This window comes from Achromobacter marplatensis (assembly GCF_002209535.1).
Classification (GTDB): domain Bacteria; phylum Pseudomonadota; class Gammaproteobacteria; order Burkholderiales; family Burkholderiaceae_B; genus Achromobacter; species Achromobacter marplatensis.
The window spans coordinates 55,267-71,136 of record NZ_NJIG01000019.1; the positions used below are offsets into that span (position 1 = coordinate 55,267).

The following is a 15,870-nucleotide window of genomic DNA, read 5'->3' on the forward strand; positions in this document are numbered from 1 at the left end:
CAATAGCTTTACCGGCGGCGCCCCCCACACAACGCGGCGCGCCCCCCTGACAGGAAGGATATGGCTCACATCTATCTGGACGAACTTCAACACCTGGCGGCGGCCGGCCTGGCCGCCGCTGGCGCCAACCCGGCGATGGCCGACAGCACCGCTCGCGCGCTGGTCTTCGCGGAAAGCCAGGGCCTCAGTTCCCATGGCCTGTCGCGCGTGCCGTTTTACGCCGGCCACCTGCGCGCGGGCCGCGCCATCGGTTCGGCCGTGCCGCGCATCGTGCACGAGCGCGGTGGCGCCGCGCTGATCGATGCGGGTTCGGGCCTGGCGTTTCCGGCCTGCGCCCTGGCCGTAGAAGAGGCCGCCACCCGCGCCCGCGAACACGGCATCGCCTTCATCGGCGTCGCCAACAGCCACCATTTCGGCGAAGCCGGCTACCACCTGGAAGCCTTGGCCGATGCCGGGCTGGTGGCGCTGGCGCTCAGCAACTCGCCGGCCGCCATGCCCGCCTGGGGCGGCAAGCGGCCGCTCTTCGGCACCAACCCTATCGCCGCGGTCTTTCCCCGCCGTAACGGCGCGCGCCTGGTGATCGACCTGTCGCTGTCGCAAGTGGCGCGCGGCAAGCTGATGATCGCCGCGCGCGACAACCAGCCCATTCCGCTGGGCTGGGCGCTGGACGCGGACGGCCAACCCACGACCGACCCCAAGGCGGGCTTGGCGGGCAGCATGCTGCCCGCCGGCGGCGTCAAGGGCGCGATGCTGGCGCTGATCGTCGAACTGCTGGCCTGCGCCCTGACCGGCGCACACTTCGGTTTCGAGACGGAATCGTTCTTCGTCGATGCGGGCGGCCCTGCCCGGCTGGGCCAGGCTTTCATGGCGATCGACCCCGGCGCGCTGGCCGGCAACAACACCTATCTGGAACGCGTCGAAACGCTGGTCGACGCCATGCTGGAGGACGATGGCGTACGCCTGCCCGGCGACCGCCGCCGCAAGCTGCGCGACGAAGCGGTCAAGCACGGCGTGGACATCCCCGACGCGCTCATGGCGCAACTGCGGACGATGGCGGGCGTGGCCTGACGCGCCCCTGGGTTGAACGCCCGCGCCTATGCCCCGGCGCGGGTGAACCACAGCATCAGCGGCGCCAGCAGCAGGAACACCACCGTGGACACCAGCACCGCGCCCGCCGCGGTGTCGCCCAACGGGGTGTAGCGCTTGGCGTACATGTAGCTGACCACCGCGCAGGGCATCGCCATCTGCAGCGTCAACGCCCCCGCCAGGACGGGCTCCAGATCCAGCGCCCACACCACCGCCAGCCCGGCCGCCAGGCCAACGCCTAACCGGATCGCGCCCACCTTGGCGCCGTCGCGCAGGCCGTTGGACGGGATCAGCGCCAGGGCGTGGCCCAGGCTCAGCAACATCAGCGGCACCGTTACCGCGCCCAGCATCCGGGCCGTCTCGATCAGCCATTCCGGCACGGGGATGTGCAGCATGCGCAGCCCCACCGCCACCACGGACGCCAGCAGAATGGGGCTTTTCCAGCTGCCCTTGGTGTTCACCCCGGGCAGCAGCCGCACGGCGATCGTGTGCATGACGAACGAGTTCACCGCAAAAAACGCCACCGCCACCGACAGGCCGGCGTCGCCGAAGGCCAATTGCGAAATCGGCAGGCCCAGGTTGCCGGCGTTAGGCAGGAAGGCCGTGGGCAGCAAGGTGCGCACGGGCAGCTTGCACACCTTCAGCAGCAACGCGGCGACCAGCGCGCACAGCAGCAGCGCCAGCAGCGTGGCCGCGGCCACGTCGGCCAGCGCGCGGTCGTCCAGCTGGGTCGTGACGAAGGTATGGAACACCAGGGCCGGCGTGGTCACCGACGTCACCAGCGTGGTGATGAACGCGCCGCCGAAGGGAATGTCGCGCTTGCCCCAGAACACCCCGATGCCGACGCAGAACAGCAGGGGCAGCATCAGCACAATGGCCGAGAGGTAGAACTGGGTGATGGCCAACATACGACTATTCCGTCAGAGATAAAGAATTTGATGCGCTGCGGCATCAATGCTTGCCTGCCGGCGGCGCGAGCCGCAGCATGGGGACGACATGTTAACTACCGGGCGTCCCCGCCCCCAGCCGCCATGACCGCCATCCGCCGCTTGTCCGCGTACCGCCCGTTGTTGCAGGCGTCTCTGCAAGTGACGTCCCAGCCCATGTCCGCCCTGAACCCGCCGATCTCTCCGCTGACCTCGCTGTCTGCGCCACCGGTTGCCAAAATGCTGTCCGACCGCCAGGCCGCCTGCCTGTACTGGTCCGCCGCGGGCAAGACCAGCTGGGAGACCGCCCGCATCTTGGGCGTCAGCGAAAGCACGGTGAACTTCCATTTGCGCAACGCCTGCGCCAAGCTGGGCGTGCGCGGCCGGCGGGCCGCGGTGGTCGCGGCGTTGCGCCAGGGCTTGCTGGACGCCGTCACGGCTTGATGGGCTTGGCCGGATTGATCACCACTGACCGCAGGAACTCGCGCGCCCGTTCGGCCGGCAAGCTTTCCTGCGTGCCTGCGGCCACCGCCTCGATCAGCATGGTGTCGGTCACCCAGACCTTGGCCTGCAGCCACCCCGGCTTGCCCATGGCCTTGCCGTGTACCTCGATTTCCTGCCCGTAGGCCGGCCATTCCGTGGGTGGCGGGGCCTGCATGTTGACGTACAGCGAAGTCATCAGCGCCCGGCCCAGCGCCTCTTTGGCGCTGGGGTCTGCCGCGATCTCCGGCGGCAACGGGGCCGACCCGACCGCGAACACGGCTTCCCCCACGGTGGCGGTCGCCAGGGTAAAACGCAAGGTATGGGTATCCAGGCGCAGGTCGCGGGAGTCCGTCGTGACCCGGTCCGGGAATGCCGCGCGCACGTGGCCGTCTGCCACATCGACTTCCCGCCAGTTGTAACGCGGCGAGCAGGCGGCCAGCACCAGCGCCAACCCCACAAAGAGGCCGGCTTTCTTGAACATGAAACGAAACAGCGATGAAATCGTCATTACCCGAGGACCTGGACGGTCTATCCATTTCAAGGAATGCAGAAATTGTCGCCGATTTCCATGACCCCAGCGCCCGACGGCACCCCATTGGCGAATTATGTCTGGCCTGCCGCCCCGAATGTACCTCCGCCGATCGCGGGTCCAGGCACGCCCAGCGTCTATCTGATGCATGGGCTGAGCGAGCACGCCGGGCGCTATGACCGCCTGGCCCGCTGGCTGGCCGCCCGCGGCTGGGCCGTGGGCGCGCACGACCATCGCGGCCATGGCCGTTCGGGCGGCCCGCCCGCCACGCTGAGCCACCAGGAAGACCTCGTCACCGACGCCGTCGACCGGCTGCGCGCCTGGACCCAGGCCCAGGGCCGTCCGCCGATCCTGCTGGCCCACAGCCTGGGCGCGCTGGTGGCGGTGCGGATTGCACTGCGCCGCATGGCGGAGCTGGACGCCCTGGTGCTGAGTTCACCGCCATTCGTGGTTCACGTGCCACAGTGGGTGCGCCGCACCCTCACCTGGATGTCGCTGCATGCCCCCGACTTGCGGGTTCCCCACGGCTTGGCGCCCGCCCGCATCTCGCACGACCGCGCCGTGGTGAAGGCCTACCGTTCCGACCCGCTGGTGCGGCGCCGCATGACGGGCAGGCTGGCGCGCTTCGTGGACGACGCCGGCCAGGAATCGCTGCGCGAAGCCGGGCTGCTGCCCTGTCGCACCCTGCTGATGGTGGCGGGCGACGACTCCATCGTCGCCGCCGAAGGCAGCCGCCAGTTCGCCCAGCGCGCCCCCGCGGAATTGCTGACGCTGCGCTGGTACGACACCGCCTGGCACGAGATCTTCAATGAAACGGCCCCTATTTCCGATCCGGTTTATGCTGACCTGGACGAGTGGCTGGCGCGCACGGCCCAGGCATTGTCCCTGCGCCCAGTACTGGCTCCCTCGGCACAGGAGGCCGGCACCCCGTAAAATCCCGCGACAGACCCAAACGAGAAGAATCCGTGACTGATACCGCCGCCAACCGCCTCTCCCGCCTAGAGGCCAACCGCTCGCTGCTGACCCAGACGCTGCGAGGCATCGAAAAAGAAGGCCTGCGCGTGGACGAGCAGGGCATCCTGGCCCGCACCCCGCATCCGGCCGGCCTGGGTTCGGCGCTGACCAACGAACACGTCACGACCGACTACTCCGAATCGCTGCTTGAACTGATCACGGGCACGCACACGGATGTGGACGCGCTCTTGGCCGAACTGACCAACACCCACCGCCACGTCTACAGCGTGCTGGACCATGAGCTGATCTGGAATCAGTCCATGCCCGCCACCCTGCCCGCCGAAGCGGACATCCCCATCGCCTGGTACGGCAAGTCCAATACCGGCATGCTCAAGCACGTGTACCGCCGCGGCCTGGCTGAACGCTATGGCAAGACGATGCAATGCATCGCCGGCGTGCACTACAACTTCTCGTTGGCCGAAGACCTGTGGTCCGTGCTGGACACGCAGCCGGGCTCGGTGCAAGACCGCCGTTCGCGCGGCTATATCGGACTGATCCGTAACTTCACGCGCTACTCCTGGCTGCTGATGTACCTGTTTGGCGCGGCGCCCGCGCTGGCCAGCGACTTCCTGCGCGGCCGCGAGCATCCGCTTGACCGACTGGGCGACCACACCCTGTACCTGCCCTACGCCACCAGCCTGCGCATGAGCGACCTGGGTTACCAGAACAAAGCGCAGTCGCAATTAAAGCTTTGCTACAACGACCTGGACACGTTCCTGGGCCGCCTGTACGACGCGGTGACGCAGCCCTGGCCCGATTACCAGAAGCTTGGCACGCATCGCAACGGCGAATGGATCCAGCTGAACACCAACGTGCTGCAGATCGAAAACGAGTACTACTCCAGCATCCGTCCCAAGCGCGCCACCGGCCGCTGCGAACGCCCCATCACGGCCCTGGCCGAACGCGGCGTGCAATACGTGGAAGTGCGCTGCCTGGATATCGACCCGGATTCGCCCGTGGGCATCGACGCCAGCACCAGCCGCTTCGTGGATGCGTTCCTGCTGTATTGCACGGCGTCGGACAGCCCCTTCTTCCCTGCCAACGGCTACTGTCAGCGCAGCGCCGACAACTTCTCCACCGTCGTCAAGGAAGGCCGCAAGCCCGGCCTGATGCTGGACCGCGAAGGCCAGCCGGTGGCGCTGGCGCAATGGGGCCACGAATTGCTGGACCAGATCGCGCCGTACGCCGCGCTGTTCGATTCCGCATTGGGCGGCAGCGCCTACGCCGAGGCCCTGGCCGCGCAGCGCGCCAAGCTCGACGCGCCGGATGCCACGCCGTCGGCTCGCCTGCTGGAATCGCTCAAGCGCAGCGGCCTGTCGTTCCATGACTATTCGCTGCAGCAAAGCCGCAAGCACGCCGAGGCGCTGCGCGCGCAGGCCCTGCCCTCGGACCTGGCGGCGGCCTACGAGCAAGCGGCGGCGCAGTCGGCGATGGAGCAGCAACGCCTGGAGCAATCGGACACGGTGGATTTCGCCACCTACGTCGCGCGCTACCACGAGGCGCTGAAGGCCCCGCGCAAATAAGGCGTATCGTTAGGGTTTTGGTTTGCGGCGCCTGCCTGACCGGCGCCGCGAATCGCGTCCGTCACTCAGGAGGTTTTTTCCATGCGCCGCACTGCAACATTCTTGCTGGCCTTGGCAGCCAGCATGGCGGGAATCGCCCATGCCGCGCCGCCGGCCATGCAGACCGTGGAATCGGTGGACCTGAAACGTTACGCCGGCATGTGGTACGAAATTGCGAATTTCCCCATGTTCTTCCAGCGCAACTGCGTGGGAGACACGACTGCCGAATACACCGCGCATGCCGATGGCACCGTGGGCGTGAACAACCGCTGCCGTACGAAGGATGGCGATGTGGATTCGGCCTCGGGCACCGCGACCGTCGTGGAAGGCAGCAACAACGCCAAGCTTGAAGTGACGTTCGTCAAGCCGTTCAAAGGCGATTACTGGGTGATCGGCCTGGACCCGGAATACCGCTGGTCCGTGGTCGGCACGCCCGACCGCAAGTACCTGTGGATCCTGTCGCGTTCGCCGCAACTGCCCAAGGAAGAACTGGACAAGGCGCTCGCCGCCGCGACGGCGCAAGGCTATCAGCTGGATGAGCTGCGCTACACGCCGCAGAAATAGCGCGGATCCTGTCGAACGCGATAGCACCGGTCGTGTCGACCGCGCTATCCGTACGATGATCCTCATCGCGCAATCCGTAGGATGGGTGGAGCGCGAGAGTCTTCATTCAAGGACTCGACTATCCAGCGCGCGCAACCCATCACGCAGCCGATGCGTTGTGGCTGAACCGGCTAAACACTCACCGTTGCTTGATGGGTTGCGCGCGCTGAGCATTCAGGTGCTTGGCTCGATCCTCTCGCGCTACACCCATCCTACGAGCATCCATCACGAGCGATGAGCGGCAATCAGCCCGACGAGCATCCGTCAGCCATATAAGGCAATCAGCCCGCGTAGTCGCGCGCTAGGCGAACCACCGTCACGCCGGGCTTCAGTTGGCGTAGCGACGGCATGATCAGCGTGCAGTCGTCGTAAGGCGTCACGATCGGCTGGCCATCCGCCCAGCCGATCACGGACCCCGCCTTTGCCAGCGTTTCCAGGCCCGTCCAGGCTTCCGAGAACCGCAGGTCCATCGACGGCGCAACGACCGCATTCGTCACTTCCAGCACGCGCTGCGCGGCAGGGTCCGGCAGCAGCCAGCCGGCCGGCACGTCGGCGGCATCGATCACCCCGGACTCCATCAGCATGCGCGCCACCATGTCGCGCGCCACATCGCGCGAGGCCAGCTCGCCGTGGAACCCGCATTCGATCAGCAAGGCGCAGGCATCTTCGCGCGCGGGGTCGCCGAACTGAGCGAAGTCGCGCATGCGCACGCCGTCTTTGTGGCCCGCGTCCACGATGACGTGTTGCGGCGCCTTCAGGCGGCGCGCCAGCGCGATGTTGCGCGGCAGGACGCCGGTCAGCAGCAAGGGCGCACCCGGCTCATGCATGGAATGCAGGTCCAGCAGCCAGTCCGCGCGCTGCACCCAGGGACGCAGCGCAGCACCACGCTGACGGTCAGGCGTCGTGGGGTTATCCAGGCGCTCGGCGCTCCAGACGCGGTTCATGTCTTCGGCCACGAAACGCGAGGCGTCGTGGTTGGCGTGGTCGAAGCGGTCGAACGCGTCCAGGTTGCAGAAGGCCAGCGTCAGGCTGCCGCGGCGCGGTTTCACGCCGGCGGCCAGCAAGTCCTTCAGTGCCCAGGCGCCGCACAGTTCGTTGCCGTGCACCAGCGCGGACACCATCAGCGCCCGGCCCGGCACGCCCGAATCAAAATGCCAGACACCCGGCGTATCGGTGTTGCCGGCGCGCTCGGCGCTCAGGTCGGGAACGGGAAGCTTGAATTCCATGATGATGTCCGCTTGTCTGCCTGGTCTTGCGATTGATGAAAGCCTGAAATGACTGGGTCTGATTTATTGCGCTTCGATCTTCGCTGCCTTGACCAGCGCGCCGTACTTCTTCGTTTCTTCAGCCTGATAGGCGGCCAGATCGACACCCGGCTTGGCCACTTCGCCACCGGCTTCCTGCATCTTGGCGCGGAACGCCTCGGACTTCAGCGTTTCGTCCAGCACGCCGCGCAGCTTGGCGACGACGGGCTCGGGCAAGCCGGCAGGGCCATACAGTGCGAACCACAGGTTGATGTCGACGGACTCGAAGCCCGGCGTCGCGGCCAGCGGCGCAATCTCGGGCGCGGCCGGCGAACGCTTGTTCTCGGTCAGGCCGAGTGCCACGATGTTGCCGCTGCGCACTTGCGGCAGGCCCGAAGACAGCACCAGCATGCCGTAATCCAGCTGGCCGCTCATCAGGTCCGTCACCAGCGGCGACACGCCGCGGTAAGGCACGTGCTCGGCGCGGGTGCCGGTGGCCTGGTTGATCATTTCGCCCGCCAGGTGCAACGTGGTGCCCACGCCCGACGACCCGTAGTTGAACGTGCCAGGCTCGGCGCCGCGCAGCTTCTTCAGATAGTCGGCGGCGGTCTTCACGCCGGAGTTCTTGCTGGCTGCCAGCAACATCGGCTGCGAGGCCACCAGCCCCAAGGCGGTGAAATCCTTCGCGCTGTCGTACTTGACCGCGGTGTTGATCATGCGGGCGATCACCATTTCATTGGTGGAGCCCAGGAAGATCGTATAGCCGTCGGGTGCCGCGCGCGCCACGCGTTGGGCGCCGATCGTGCCGCCGGCGCCGCCCACGTTTTCCACGACCACGGTCTGGCCCAGGCGCTTGCCCAGCTCTTCGCCCAGCAGACGGGCAGTCAGGTCCAGGCTGCCGCCGGCCGGGTAGCCGACGACCAGCGACACGCTGCGGGCGGGATAGTCTGCCGCCAAGGCGGCGGGAGCGACGGCAACGGCCGAGACGGCACAGAGCGCAACAAGCGCTGCACGCAGCGGATGCAGGAGGGACTTCATGTTTTCTTCCTTGGGGTGCTGAGGGTGGACGGCGTTGCCGTCTCGTTTGAGGTTTAGCGCCACATTTTCACGGGCGGCGCACACGCCATCCGTGCCAAAACGGCACATCTTCGTGCTTATCCAGTTTGGCAGGCTGCCTGCGGATCAGGCCTTGCGGTTGGCGGTGGCTTCCCAGGCGGCTTCGGCCAGGTCCGTCAGCCGGGCCCGCGGACGGTACAGGCGTACCTCGAAGGCGATCTCTTCGCTGCGCCCGCCCAGCGCCGCCAGCGCGCCCCGCCGGCAATCGGCCGCCACCATGGACCACGGCAGCCACGCCACACCCACACCCTTGGCCACCGCGCCATGCGCGGCATCCAGGGAATCGCTGCGCACGAACGGCGTCAGCGCATAAGGCGTGGTTTCCAGGCGGTCGCCGACAATGCGCTCCATCGCCAGGCCGCCCGTATAGGTGATCAACGGCACCGGCGTGCCGCCGTCTTGCAGCGTGTAGCGCGCGCGGCCGCGCGTGTCCACCTGGCTGACCGGCACCAGTTTGTCGGTCGCCAAGGTCATGTAGCGGTAGCGCGCCGGGCTGAGCGGCACGGACAGCGCCGGGTGCTCGTAGCAGCACAGCAGGTCTACCTTCCCCTGCTCCAGCCGCACCACCAGGTCCTGCGCCTTGCCGGTGGACAGCTCCACCTGCGTGCCTTCGGTCAGTACCTTGGGCGTGCGGTGCCGCAGGCGCGCGATCCAGTCCGCCACCAGCGTGCGGGCCAGGCTGCGGCCCGTAGCGATGCGCAGCACCGCCTCGCCGCCGGCGCCCGAACTGCGGATGCGGTGGCGCACCAGCCCCATCTGCTCGACCACCTGGGTGGCGGTCTTCAGCAGCGCCTCGCCTTCCGGGGTCAGCGTGACGGGCAGATGCTGCCGTTCGACCAGCGGCGCGCCCGCCCAGGCTTCCAGCGCGCGGATGCGCCGCCCAAACGCGGGATGCGTCACGTGGCGCAGTTCGGCCGCGCGCACGAAGCTGCCGGTGCGCGCCAGCGCGATCAGGTCTTCAAGGAGTTTCAGGTCGGCCATGAGACGCAAGCTTACGCCATCGACCGACCGCCGGACCGCCGATCCTGCAGGGTCAACGCGCCGCCAGCCCCATCATGGCCAGCGTGGCCCGGGTCAGCTCGCTGTCCGGGTCTTCCAGTTCGTTGACCAGATCGAAGTGGTTGCAGTGCGGCGTGGGAATGCGCGTGGACGCCAGGCCGGCCCCATTCCAGGCGGCTTCAAACGCCGCGGTCTGGTTCTTGAAGCCCTGCGTCTCCAGGCCGCCCACGGCCAGCAGCATCGGACCGGCGCGCTCCGGCAGGTGGAAGATCGGGCTCTGGTGCGCCGCTTGCTCGGGCGTCAGCCGCAGCCAGGTATTCGGCAGGATGTCGCACAGCGGCCGCAGGTCGAACAGGCCGCTTAGCGCCAGCGTCCCCTTGATCACGTCGTCCGGCACGCCATACCGGGCGGGCCAGCCGGGCGCGGCCAGCATGCCGGCCAGATGCCCGCCCGCCGAACTGCCGCCCACATACAGGCGGTCAGGATCGATGCCGTAGGCGGCCGCATTGCGGTACAGCCAGGCCACGGCGGAGCGCACCTCGCGCACGACTTCGCCCAGGGTAGCTTCGGGCACCAGCGTGTATTCCAGCGTCGCGACGGCGGCGCCGGCGGCGTTGAACGCCTCGGCCATCACCGGCGCGTCTTCCTTGCGTTGCGCGCGCCAGTAGCCGCCGTGGATGAAGACGAACAGCGGCGCCGGCGTCTGCGAGGCGGCCGGCAGGAACAAGTCCAGCCTTTCGTCCTGGCCCATGCCGTAGCGCAGGTCCAGCACGCCGGGGCGGCGCGCGCGCACCCGGGCCGACGACTCGGCGTAGCGACGCACGCAGGCGTCGAAATCCGCTACCGATTCGCGCGCGTTGTATTGGACGTCACGTTCGGCGATGGAAGAGAAGAAAAGGTCGATATCCGTGTCATGCATGGCGGGCCTGCGTATCGGGCTGTGAAATGATTCGTTCGATGAACTGCGCGGTCTTGCGGTAATGGGCCGCCAGCATGGCGACCGAGCCTTCGATGTCGCGCGAGATCGCGGCATCCAGCAACTGGCGGTGCTCGTCATCGACATTGCGCTGCGGCCCGTAGGCCGTGGCGCCGGCGCGCGCCGGACGGCGGTAGCGCTCGGTCTGCGCGTAAAGCTGCGTGGACAGGTCCAGCAGCCAGTGCGAGCGGCACGCGCCGATCAACGCATGGTGGAAATCCAGGTGGCGCGCCTCGAGCAGTTCTTCCAGCTCTTCGGAGGGCGGCTGCGCGTCGCCCGCGCGCTGCGCGGCCAGGGTCAGGGCGTGATAGGCGCCGACCAGCCGCGCTTCCCAGGCATCGTCGGCGTTGGCCAGCGAACGGCGCAACGCGTCGCAGTCGATCAGGATGCGGGTTTCACAGGCGTCCCACATTTCCTCGACCGACAAGGGCGCGATGCTGAAGCCGCGCGACGTCGTGTTGATGACCATGCGTTCGCTGCGCAAGCGGTTGAGCGCCTCGCGGATCGGGGAAAAGCTGCTGCCGTAGCGTTGCTTGAGCAGTTCCAGCCGCAGGGACTGGCCCGGCGCGAAGGCGCCGCTCATGATGTCGCGCCGGAGCAGGCGGTAGACCTGCTCGGACAGCGTGATTTCCTCTACTTCAGCGTTCCCGTCCGATCCAGCGTCGTCCTGGCGGGAAGCTTTGATTCTTGGCTTCAACATGCTCTCCAGATGTCAGCGGCTTGCCCGCCGGCCCGCGTACAGGCGGGTCATTCTACCCGCCTCATATCCCCAGATACCGCTGCGCCAGCTCCGGCTGCGCAGACAGTTCCGCCGGCTTGCCCGACCACGCCACGCGGCCCTTGTCCACGATGTAGTGGCGGTCGACCAACGTGGCCATTTCGGGCAGGTTCTTGTCGATAACGAGGATGGTCTGGCCTTCACCCTTCAAGGCGCGCAGGCAGCGCCAGATCTCTTGCCGGATCAAAGGCGCCAGCCCTTCGGTGGCTTCGTCCAGGATTAGCAGCTTGGGGTTGGTCATCAGCGCGCGGCCCACGACCAGCATCTGCTGTTCGCCGCCGGACAAGGTGCGCGACGACTGCGTGCGGCGTTCCTTCAAGCGCGGAAAGAGCGCATAGACGCGTTCCAGGTCCCACCCGCCGGCGGCCGCGCGCGCGGTGGCCACCAGGTTCTCCTGCACGGACAGCGACCCGAACACGCGGCGCCCTTCGGGCACCAGCCCAACGCCCAGCCGCGCCACGGTGCTGGGCGCGGACCGGCCCAGCGTCTGCCCCCGGAACTGCACCGCGCCGCCGGTGGCGGGCAGCATCCCCATCAGGGTCTTGATGGTGGTGGTCTTGCCCATGCCATTGCGGCCGATCAGCGAGATCACCTCGCCTTCGCTGGCCTCGAACGACATGCCGAACAGCACTTTGCTGGACCCGTAACCGCCGGTCAGCCCGTCAACCTTCAACATGTTCTTCTCCCAGATAGGCCGCGCGCACCTCCGGATGCCGGCGCACCTCGTCGGGCGCCCCGCTGAACACCACGCGGCCGTAGACCAGCACGCTGATGCGGTCGGCCAGGGCGAAGACGGCGTCCATATCGTGTTCGACCAGCAAGATGCCGTAGTTGCCTTTCATGCCTTGCAGCAGTCGCGTCATACGCGCCGATTCCTCGGGCCCCATGCCCGCCATGGGCTCGTCCAGCAGAAGCAGGCGCGGCGACCGCGCCAGCGCCACGGCCAGCTCCAGCTGCCGCTTTTCCCCGTGCGCCAGGTCCGCCGAGCGCACATGGCGGCGATCCGCCAGGCCCACGTGCGTGAGCCACTGCATGGCCTCGTCCTTCAGCGCCGCGTCGTGGCGCGGGTTCGACCACGCCCCGAAGGCCGGGCCGTCCTTGAGCATGCGCGACAGGATCACGTTCTCAAGCGCGGTGTATTCGTGGCACAGCTCGGTGATCTGGAACGACCGGCCCAGGCCCAGCCGCGCGCGCTCGAAGGCGCGCAGGGCCGTCACGTCCTTGCCGTCCAGATGGATGCTGCCGGAGTCCGGCCGGATCTCGCCGCAGATCTGCGCAATCAGCGTGGATTTGCCGGCGCCGTTGGGGCCGATGATGGCGTGGATCTCGCCCGCCCGCACATCCAGGTCCACGCCGTTGGTGGCCACCACCGCGTCAAAGGCCTTGCGCAGCTGCGTCAGACGCAACAGGCTCACGCTTGCGTCAGTCGGCATGGCGCGTCTCCAGCAGTTTTCCGAACAGGCCCTTCTGCCCCCACAGCACCACCAGCACCAGGATCGGTCCCATGTACAGCAGCCAGTGTTCGGTCAAGGACGACAGCATCTGCTCCAGCCCCAGGAACACCGCGGCGCCCGCGATCGGCCCCAGCAGCGTGCCCACGCCACCCAGGATCACGATGGCCATCAGTTCGCCTGACTTGGTCCACGCCGCCATGTCCGGCGTCACCAACCCCGCGTAGTTGGCCCACAGCACGCCGGCCAGGCCCGTGCCCACGGCGGACAGCACAAAGGCGCTCAGCCGGTAGGGCGTGGGCGCCACGCCCAGGTTCACCGCGCGCCGTTCGCTTTGGCGCAGCGCTTGCAGCACCATGCCGAAACGCGAGTTGGTGACGCGGATGCAGAACAGCGTCCAGGCGGTCAACAGCGCCAGGCACACGTAATAGAACACCATCGGGCTTTCCAGGTTGATGCCCGGCAGCACGTTGCGCTGCGGAATCATCAGCCCGTCGTCGCCCCCGTAGAACTGCAGCGACACCAGCACGAAATACACCATCTGGCCGAACGCCAGCGTGATCATGATGAACTGCACGCCGCGCGTGCGCAGCGCCAGGTAGCCGAAGATCCAGCCGGCCAGCGCGCAGACCGCCAGCGCGATCGGCCACACCACCAGCGCCGCATTGCTGCCCGCCCAGCCGAAGATCGGCCCCGCTTCGGCGGTATGGAAGGCGATGATGCCCACCGCGTAGCCGCCCAACCCGAAGAACATGGCGTGGCCGAAGCTGACCATGGCGCCGTAGCCGATCACCAGGTCCAGGCTGACCGCCGCCAGCCCGTAGATCAGAAAACGCGTCACCACGCCGATCAGGAATGGCGAGCCCGAGGCCAGCGCCGCGGCCGGCAGCAGGATCAGCACCGCCAGGCCGGCCAGGCCCCAGCGGGCGCGATTAGAAAGTGTCTTAGCCATCATCATCCTCGCGCCGGGAACAAGCCGCCCGGCTTGGCGATCAGCACGATCGCCATCAGCACATAGATACTGGCCGACGCCAGGCCGGCCGCCAGCGGGTCCGCCGTGGCGGGCGAGAACACCGTGGACAGCATCTGCGGCAAGAAGGCCCGCCCCAGGCTGTCCACCATGCCGACCAGCAAGGCGCCAGCCAGGGCGCCACGCACCGAACCGACCCCGCCGATCACGATGACCACGAAGGTGGTGATCAGGATGCGTTCGCCCATGCCGATCTCAACGGCCAGCAGCGGCGCGGCCATCACACCGGCCAAGCCGCACAGCAAGGCGCCCAGGCCGAACACCAGCGTGTAGAGCTTGCGGATGTCGACGCCCAACGCGTCCACCATTTCGCGGTCGTCGGCGCCCGCACGGATCAACATGCCGATACGCGTGCGGTTGACGAGCCACCACAGACCCACCGCCACCAGCGCGCCGATCGCGATGAACGACAGGCGGATCACCGGATACTGGAATCCCGGCGCCAGCGTCACCGCGCCTTCCAGGAACGACGGGATGCCCACCAGCGGCGGGCGCCGCCCGAAGATCAAGCTGACCGCTTCGTTCGAAAACAGCAGCAGGCCGAACGTGGCCAGCACCTGGTACAGGTGATCGCGCTTGTACAGCTTGCGGATCACCAGCACCTCGACCGACACGCCGTACAGGCCGGCACCCAACAAGGCGGCCAGCACGCCGGCCAGGAACGACCCCGTGGTGCCGATCGCGTAGGCGGCGCAATACGCGCCCACCATGTAGAAGGACCCGTGCGTCAAGTTCACCACGCCCATGATCCCGAAGATCAGCGTCAGTCCGGCCGCCAGCATGAAAAGCATGGCGCCGAACTGCAGGCCGTTTAGCAGCTGTTCGAACAGAAGCGTCATGATGGCATCTTGCAGAATTGGGCGTAGGCGTCCTTATCGTCGGACACCAGTTTGCGGACCAGGTGCGGCGACAACGTGCCGTCGCTGTCTTTGCCGATGCGCATCAGGTAGAGGTCCTGGATGGGATGCTGGTTGGTATTCATGCTGAACGTGCCGCGCAGCGACGTGAATTCCGGCTTGCGCAGCGCCGCGCGGAATTCCGCCGCCTTGGACAGGTCGCCGCCCGTGGCCTTCAGGCCCGCGCCGATCAGATTGGCGGTGTCGTAAGCCTGCATCGCGTAATCCGTCGGCACCCGGCCGTAGGCTTCTTTAAAGGCCTTTACGAATGCCTTGGACTGCGGATTGTCGAAGTCCTGCGACCAGATGCCGGTGGTGTAGGACCCGGCCGACGCGTCGCCCGTTGCCTGGATCATGCGCGCATCCATCGAAAAGCTGGGCATCAGCATCGGGATGGTCTTGTTCAAGCCCGCCGCCGCATACTGCTTGACGAAGTTGATGCCGGTGCCGCCCGGATGGAACTGGTAGATGGCCTCGGGCGCCAGCGAACGCAGGCGCGCCAGTTCCACCGAAAAGTCCGACTGGTCCAGCTTGGTGTAGATCTCGGCCACCACCTCGCCCTTGTAGGTGCGCTTGAAGCCTTCGATCGCGTCGCGGCCCGCCTGGTAGTTGGGCGCCAGCAGCACCACGCGCTTGTATCCCAGCTCGTTGGCGGCCACGCCGCCCGCCGTATGGAAGGCATCGTTCTGATACGACGCCACGAAATAGTTGGGATCGCATTTCTCGCCCGCGAAATTCGACGGTCCGGGATTCAGGCTGACGTAGAACGCGCCCGACTTCACCACGCTGGGCACGACGGCGGCCAGCACGTTCGAGAAGTTCACGCCCGTAAAGAGCTTCACGCCCGATTGCAGCAGGCGGTCGGCGGCCTGCTTCGCATTGGCGGGCTTTAAGCCATCGTCTTCGATGACCAGCTGCACCGGCACGCCGCCCAGCTTGCCGTCGCCCTGCTTGATGGCCAGATTGAAGGCGTCGCGCTCGTCTTCGCCGATATAGCCCGCCGGCGTGGACAAGGTGGCGATGAAGCCGATCTTGACGGGGTCTGCGGCATGCGCCGCGCCCATTGCGGCAACCGCGCCCAGCACGGCGGAAAGCGTGGCGGCCACGCCGCCTTTTTTCTGTTTCATGATCATGTTTTTCCCCTTGGAGACTGCGTGGCCCGCCTGGCAGGCGGGGC

At 67.3% G+C, this 15,870-nt stretch carries 17 protein-coding genes; 5 read left to right on the top strand and 12 right to left on the bottom strand.

The genetic code is table 11. The annotated features are described in order from the left end of the window. Positions 1-60: 60 nt before the first annotated feature. Positions 61-1,068 carry an Ldh family oxidoreductase gene (locus CEY09_RS27300; protein WP_088591000.1) on the top strand — a complete coding sequence of 336 codons (1,008 nt, stop codon included), beginning with the start codon at positions 61-63 and terminating at the stop codon, positions 1,066-1,068. Between the two features lie 26 nt (positions 1,069-1,094). Here the strand turns inward: CEY09_RS27300 and CEY09_RS27305 are convergent, their stop codons facing one another. Continuing rightward, positions 1,095-1,994, bottom strand: a complete 900-nt coding sequence (locus CEY09_RS27305) for an AEC family transporter (RefSeq protein WP_088591001.1) — start codon at positions 1,992-1,994, stop codon at positions 1,095-1,097. Between the two features lie 258 nt (positions 1,995-2,252). Between CEY09_RS27305 and CEY09_RS32760 the strand changes: the two genes are divergently transcribed. After that, entirely contained in the window at positions 2,253-2,456 is a 204-nt protein-coding gene (locus CEY09_RS32760; RefSeq protein ID WP_167390177.1) for a LuxR C-terminal-related transcriptional regulator, read from the top strand. Here CEY09_RS32760 and CEY09_RS27315 read toward each other — a convergent pair. Further along, positions 2,446-3,003: a hypothetical protein gene (locus CEY09_RS27315; RefSeq protein ID WP_088591003.1), complete on the bottom strand. Its 558-nt coding sequence runs from the start codon at positions 3,001-3,003 to the stop codon at positions 2,446-2,448. The genes CEY09_RS32760 and CEY09_RS27315 overlap by 11 nt on opposite strands. Before the next feature lie 60 nt (positions 3,004-3,063). On the opposite strand from CEY09_RS27315, the gene CEY09_RS27320 reads away from it, so the two are divergent. The 3 genes from CEY09_RS27320 (at position 3,064) to CEY09_RS27330 (ending at position 6,164) form a co-directional block, all read left to right on the top strand. Then, on the top strand, positions 3,064-3,957 hold the full coding sequence (locus CEY09_RS27320) for an alpha/beta hydrolase (RefSeq protein WP_175216776.1): 894 nt from the start codon (positions 3,064-3,066) through the stop codon (positions 3,955-3,957). Between the two features lie 32 nt (positions 3,958-3,989). Continuing rightward, positions 3,990-5,561 (top strand): glutamate--cysteine ligase, encoded by a 1,572-nt coding sequence (gene gshA / locus CEY09_RS27325; protein WP_088591005.1) that lies wholly within the window; start codon positions 3,990-3,992, stop codon positions 5,559-5,561. Positions 5,562-5,642: 81 nt separating this feature from the next. Then, positions 5,643-6,164: a lipocalin family protein gene (locus tag CEY09_RS27330; RefSeq protein ID WP_088591006.1), complete on the top strand. Its 522-nt coding sequence runs from the start codon at positions 5,643-5,645 to the stop codon at positions 6,162-6,164. 320 nt (positions 6,165-6,484) lie between these two features. Here the strand turns inward: CEY09_RS27330 and CEY09_RS27335 are convergent, their stop codons facing one another. The 10 genes from CEY09_RS27335 to CEY09_RS27380 all read right to left on the bottom strand — a co-directional run bounded on the left by CEY09_RS27335 (position 6,485) and on the right by CEY09_RS27380 (position 15,826). Then, complete coding sequence (locus tag CEY09_RS27335; protein WP_088591007.1) at positions 6,485-7,429, bottom strand: M14 family metallopeptidase; 945 nt, start codon at positions 7,427-7,429, stop codon at positions 6,485-6,487. A gap of 63 nt (positions 7,430-7,492) precedes the next feature. Continuing rightward, positions 7,493-8,485: a Bug family tripartite tricarboxylate transporter substrate binding protein gene (locus CEY09_RS27340; protein WP_088591033.1), complete on the bottom strand. Its 993-nt coding sequence runs from the start codon at positions 8,483-8,485 to the stop codon at positions 7,493-7,495. A 144-nt stretch (positions 8,486-8,629) separates the two neighbouring features. Then, entirely contained in the window at positions 8,630-9,544 is a 915-nt protein-coding gene (locus CEY09_RS27345) for a LysR family transcriptional regulator (RefSeq protein ID WP_088591008.1), read from the bottom strand. A 52-nt stretch (positions 9,545-9,596) separates the two neighbouring features. Then, positions 9,597-10,481, bottom strand: coding sequence for an alpha/beta hydrolase (locus tag CEY09_RS27350; protein WP_088591009.1), 885 nt, complete (start codon positions 10,479-10,481; stop codon positions 9,597-9,599). Further along, positions 10,474-11,235, bottom strand: a complete 762-nt coding sequence (locus CEY09_RS27355; RefSeq protein ID WP_088591034.1) for a GntR family transcriptional regulator — start codon at positions 11,233-11,235, stop codon at positions 10,474-10,476. The genes CEY09_RS27350 and CEY09_RS27355 overlap by 8 nt, the downstream gene beginning before the upstream one ends. A gap of 64 nt (positions 11,236-11,299) precedes the next feature. Continuing rightward, a complete protein-coding gene (locus CEY09_RS27360) occupies positions 11,300-11,992 on the bottom strand; it encodes an ABC transporter ATP-binding protein (protein ID WP_006227228.1) in 693 nt (230 codons plus the stop codon). After that, entirely contained in the window at positions 11,979-12,749 is a 771-nt protein-coding gene (locus CEY09_RS27365; protein ID WP_006227229.1) for an ABC transporter ATP-binding protein, read from the bottom strand. Before CEY09_RS27365 ends, CEY09_RS27360 begins: the two co-directional genes overlap by 14 nt. Continuing rightward, positions 12,739-13,725 carry a branched-chain amino acid ABC transporter permease gene (locus CEY09_RS27370; protein ID WP_088591010.1) on the bottom strand — a complete coding sequence of 329 codons (987 nt, stop codon included), beginning with the start codon at positions 13,723-13,725 and terminating at the stop codon, positions 12,739-12,741. Before CEY09_RS27370 ends, CEY09_RS27365 begins: the two co-directional genes overlap by 11 nt. Further along, a complete protein-coding gene (locus CEY09_RS27375; protein ID WP_006227231.1) occupies positions 13,722-14,636 on the bottom strand; it encodes a branched-chain amino acid ABC transporter permease in 915 nt (304 codons plus the stop codon). The genes CEY09_RS27370 and CEY09_RS27375 overlap by 4 nt, the downstream gene beginning before the upstream one ends. Then, the gene (locus tag CEY09_RS27380; protein WP_175216777.1) at positions 14,633-15,826 is read right to left on the bottom strand and encodes an ABC transporter substrate-binding protein; all 1,194 of its coding nucleotides are present in this window, start codon (positions 15,824-15,826) and stop codon (positions 14,633-14,635) included. The genes CEY09_RS27375 and CEY09_RS27380 overlap by 4 nt, the downstream gene beginning before the upstream one ends. Positions 15,827-15,870: the final 44 nt, after the last annotated feature.

Coding starts and splice junctions, on each gene's coding strand:
- CEY09_RS27340 (WP_088591033.1), bottom strand. CDS start 8,485: ATGAAGTCCCTCCTGCATCCGCTGCGTGCAGCGCTTGTTGCGCTCTGT.
- CEY09_RS27360 (WP_006227228.1), bottom strand. CDS start 11,992: ATGTTGAAGGTTGACGGGCTGACCGGCGGTTACGGGTCCAGCAAAGTG.
- CEY09_RS27305 (WP_088591001.1), bottom strand. CDS start 1,994: ATGTTGGCCATCACCCAGTTCTACCTCTCGGCCATTGTGCTGATGCTG.
- CEY09_RS27370 (WP_088591010.1), bottom strand. CDS start 13,725: ATGATGATGGCTAAGACACTTTCTAATCGCGCCCGCTGGGGCCTGGCC.
- CEY09_RS27375 (WP_006227231.1), bottom strand. CDS start 14,636: ATGACGCTTCTGTTCGAACAGCTGCTAAACGGCCTGCAGTTCGGCGCC.
- CEY09_RS27350 (WP_088591009.1), bottom strand. CDS start 10,481: ATGCATGACACGGATATCGACCTTTTCTTCTCTTCCATCGCCGAACGT.
- CEY09_RS27380 (WP_175216777.1), bottom strand. CDS start 15,826: ATGATCATGAAACAGAAAAAAGGCGGCGTGGCCGCCACGCTTTCCGCC.
- CEY09_RS27315 (WP_088591003.1), bottom strand. CDS start 3,003: ATGACGATTTCATCGCTGTTTCGTTTCATGTTCAAGAAAGCCGGCCTC.
- CEY09_RS27300 (WP_088591000.1), top strand. CDS start 61: ATGGCTCACATCTATCTGGACGAACTTCAACACCTGGCGGCGGCCGGC.
- CEY09_RS27320 (WP_175216776.1), top strand. CDS start 3,064: ATGACCCCAGCGCCCGACGGCACCCCATTGGCGAATTATGTCTGGCCT.
- CEY09_RS27330 (WP_088591006.1), top strand. CDS start 5,643: ATGCGCCGCACTGCAACATTCTTGCTGGCCTTGGCAGCCAGCATGGCG.
- CEY09_RS27335 (WP_088591007.1), bottom strand. CDS start 7,429: ATGGAATTCAAGCTTCCCGTTCCCGACCTGAGCGCCGAGCGCGCCGGC.
- CEY09_RS27345 (WP_088591008.1), bottom strand. CDS start 9,544: ATGGCCGACCTGAAACTCCTTGAAGACCTGATCGCGCTGGCGCGCACC.
- CEY09_RS27365 (WP_006227229.1), bottom strand. CDS start 12,749: ATGCCGACTGACGCAAGCGTGAGCCTGTTGCGTCTGACGCAGCTGCGC.
- CEY09_RS32760 (WP_167390177.1), top strand. CDS start 2,253: ATGCTGTCCGACCGCCAGGCCGCCTGCCTGTACTGGTCCGCCGCGGGC.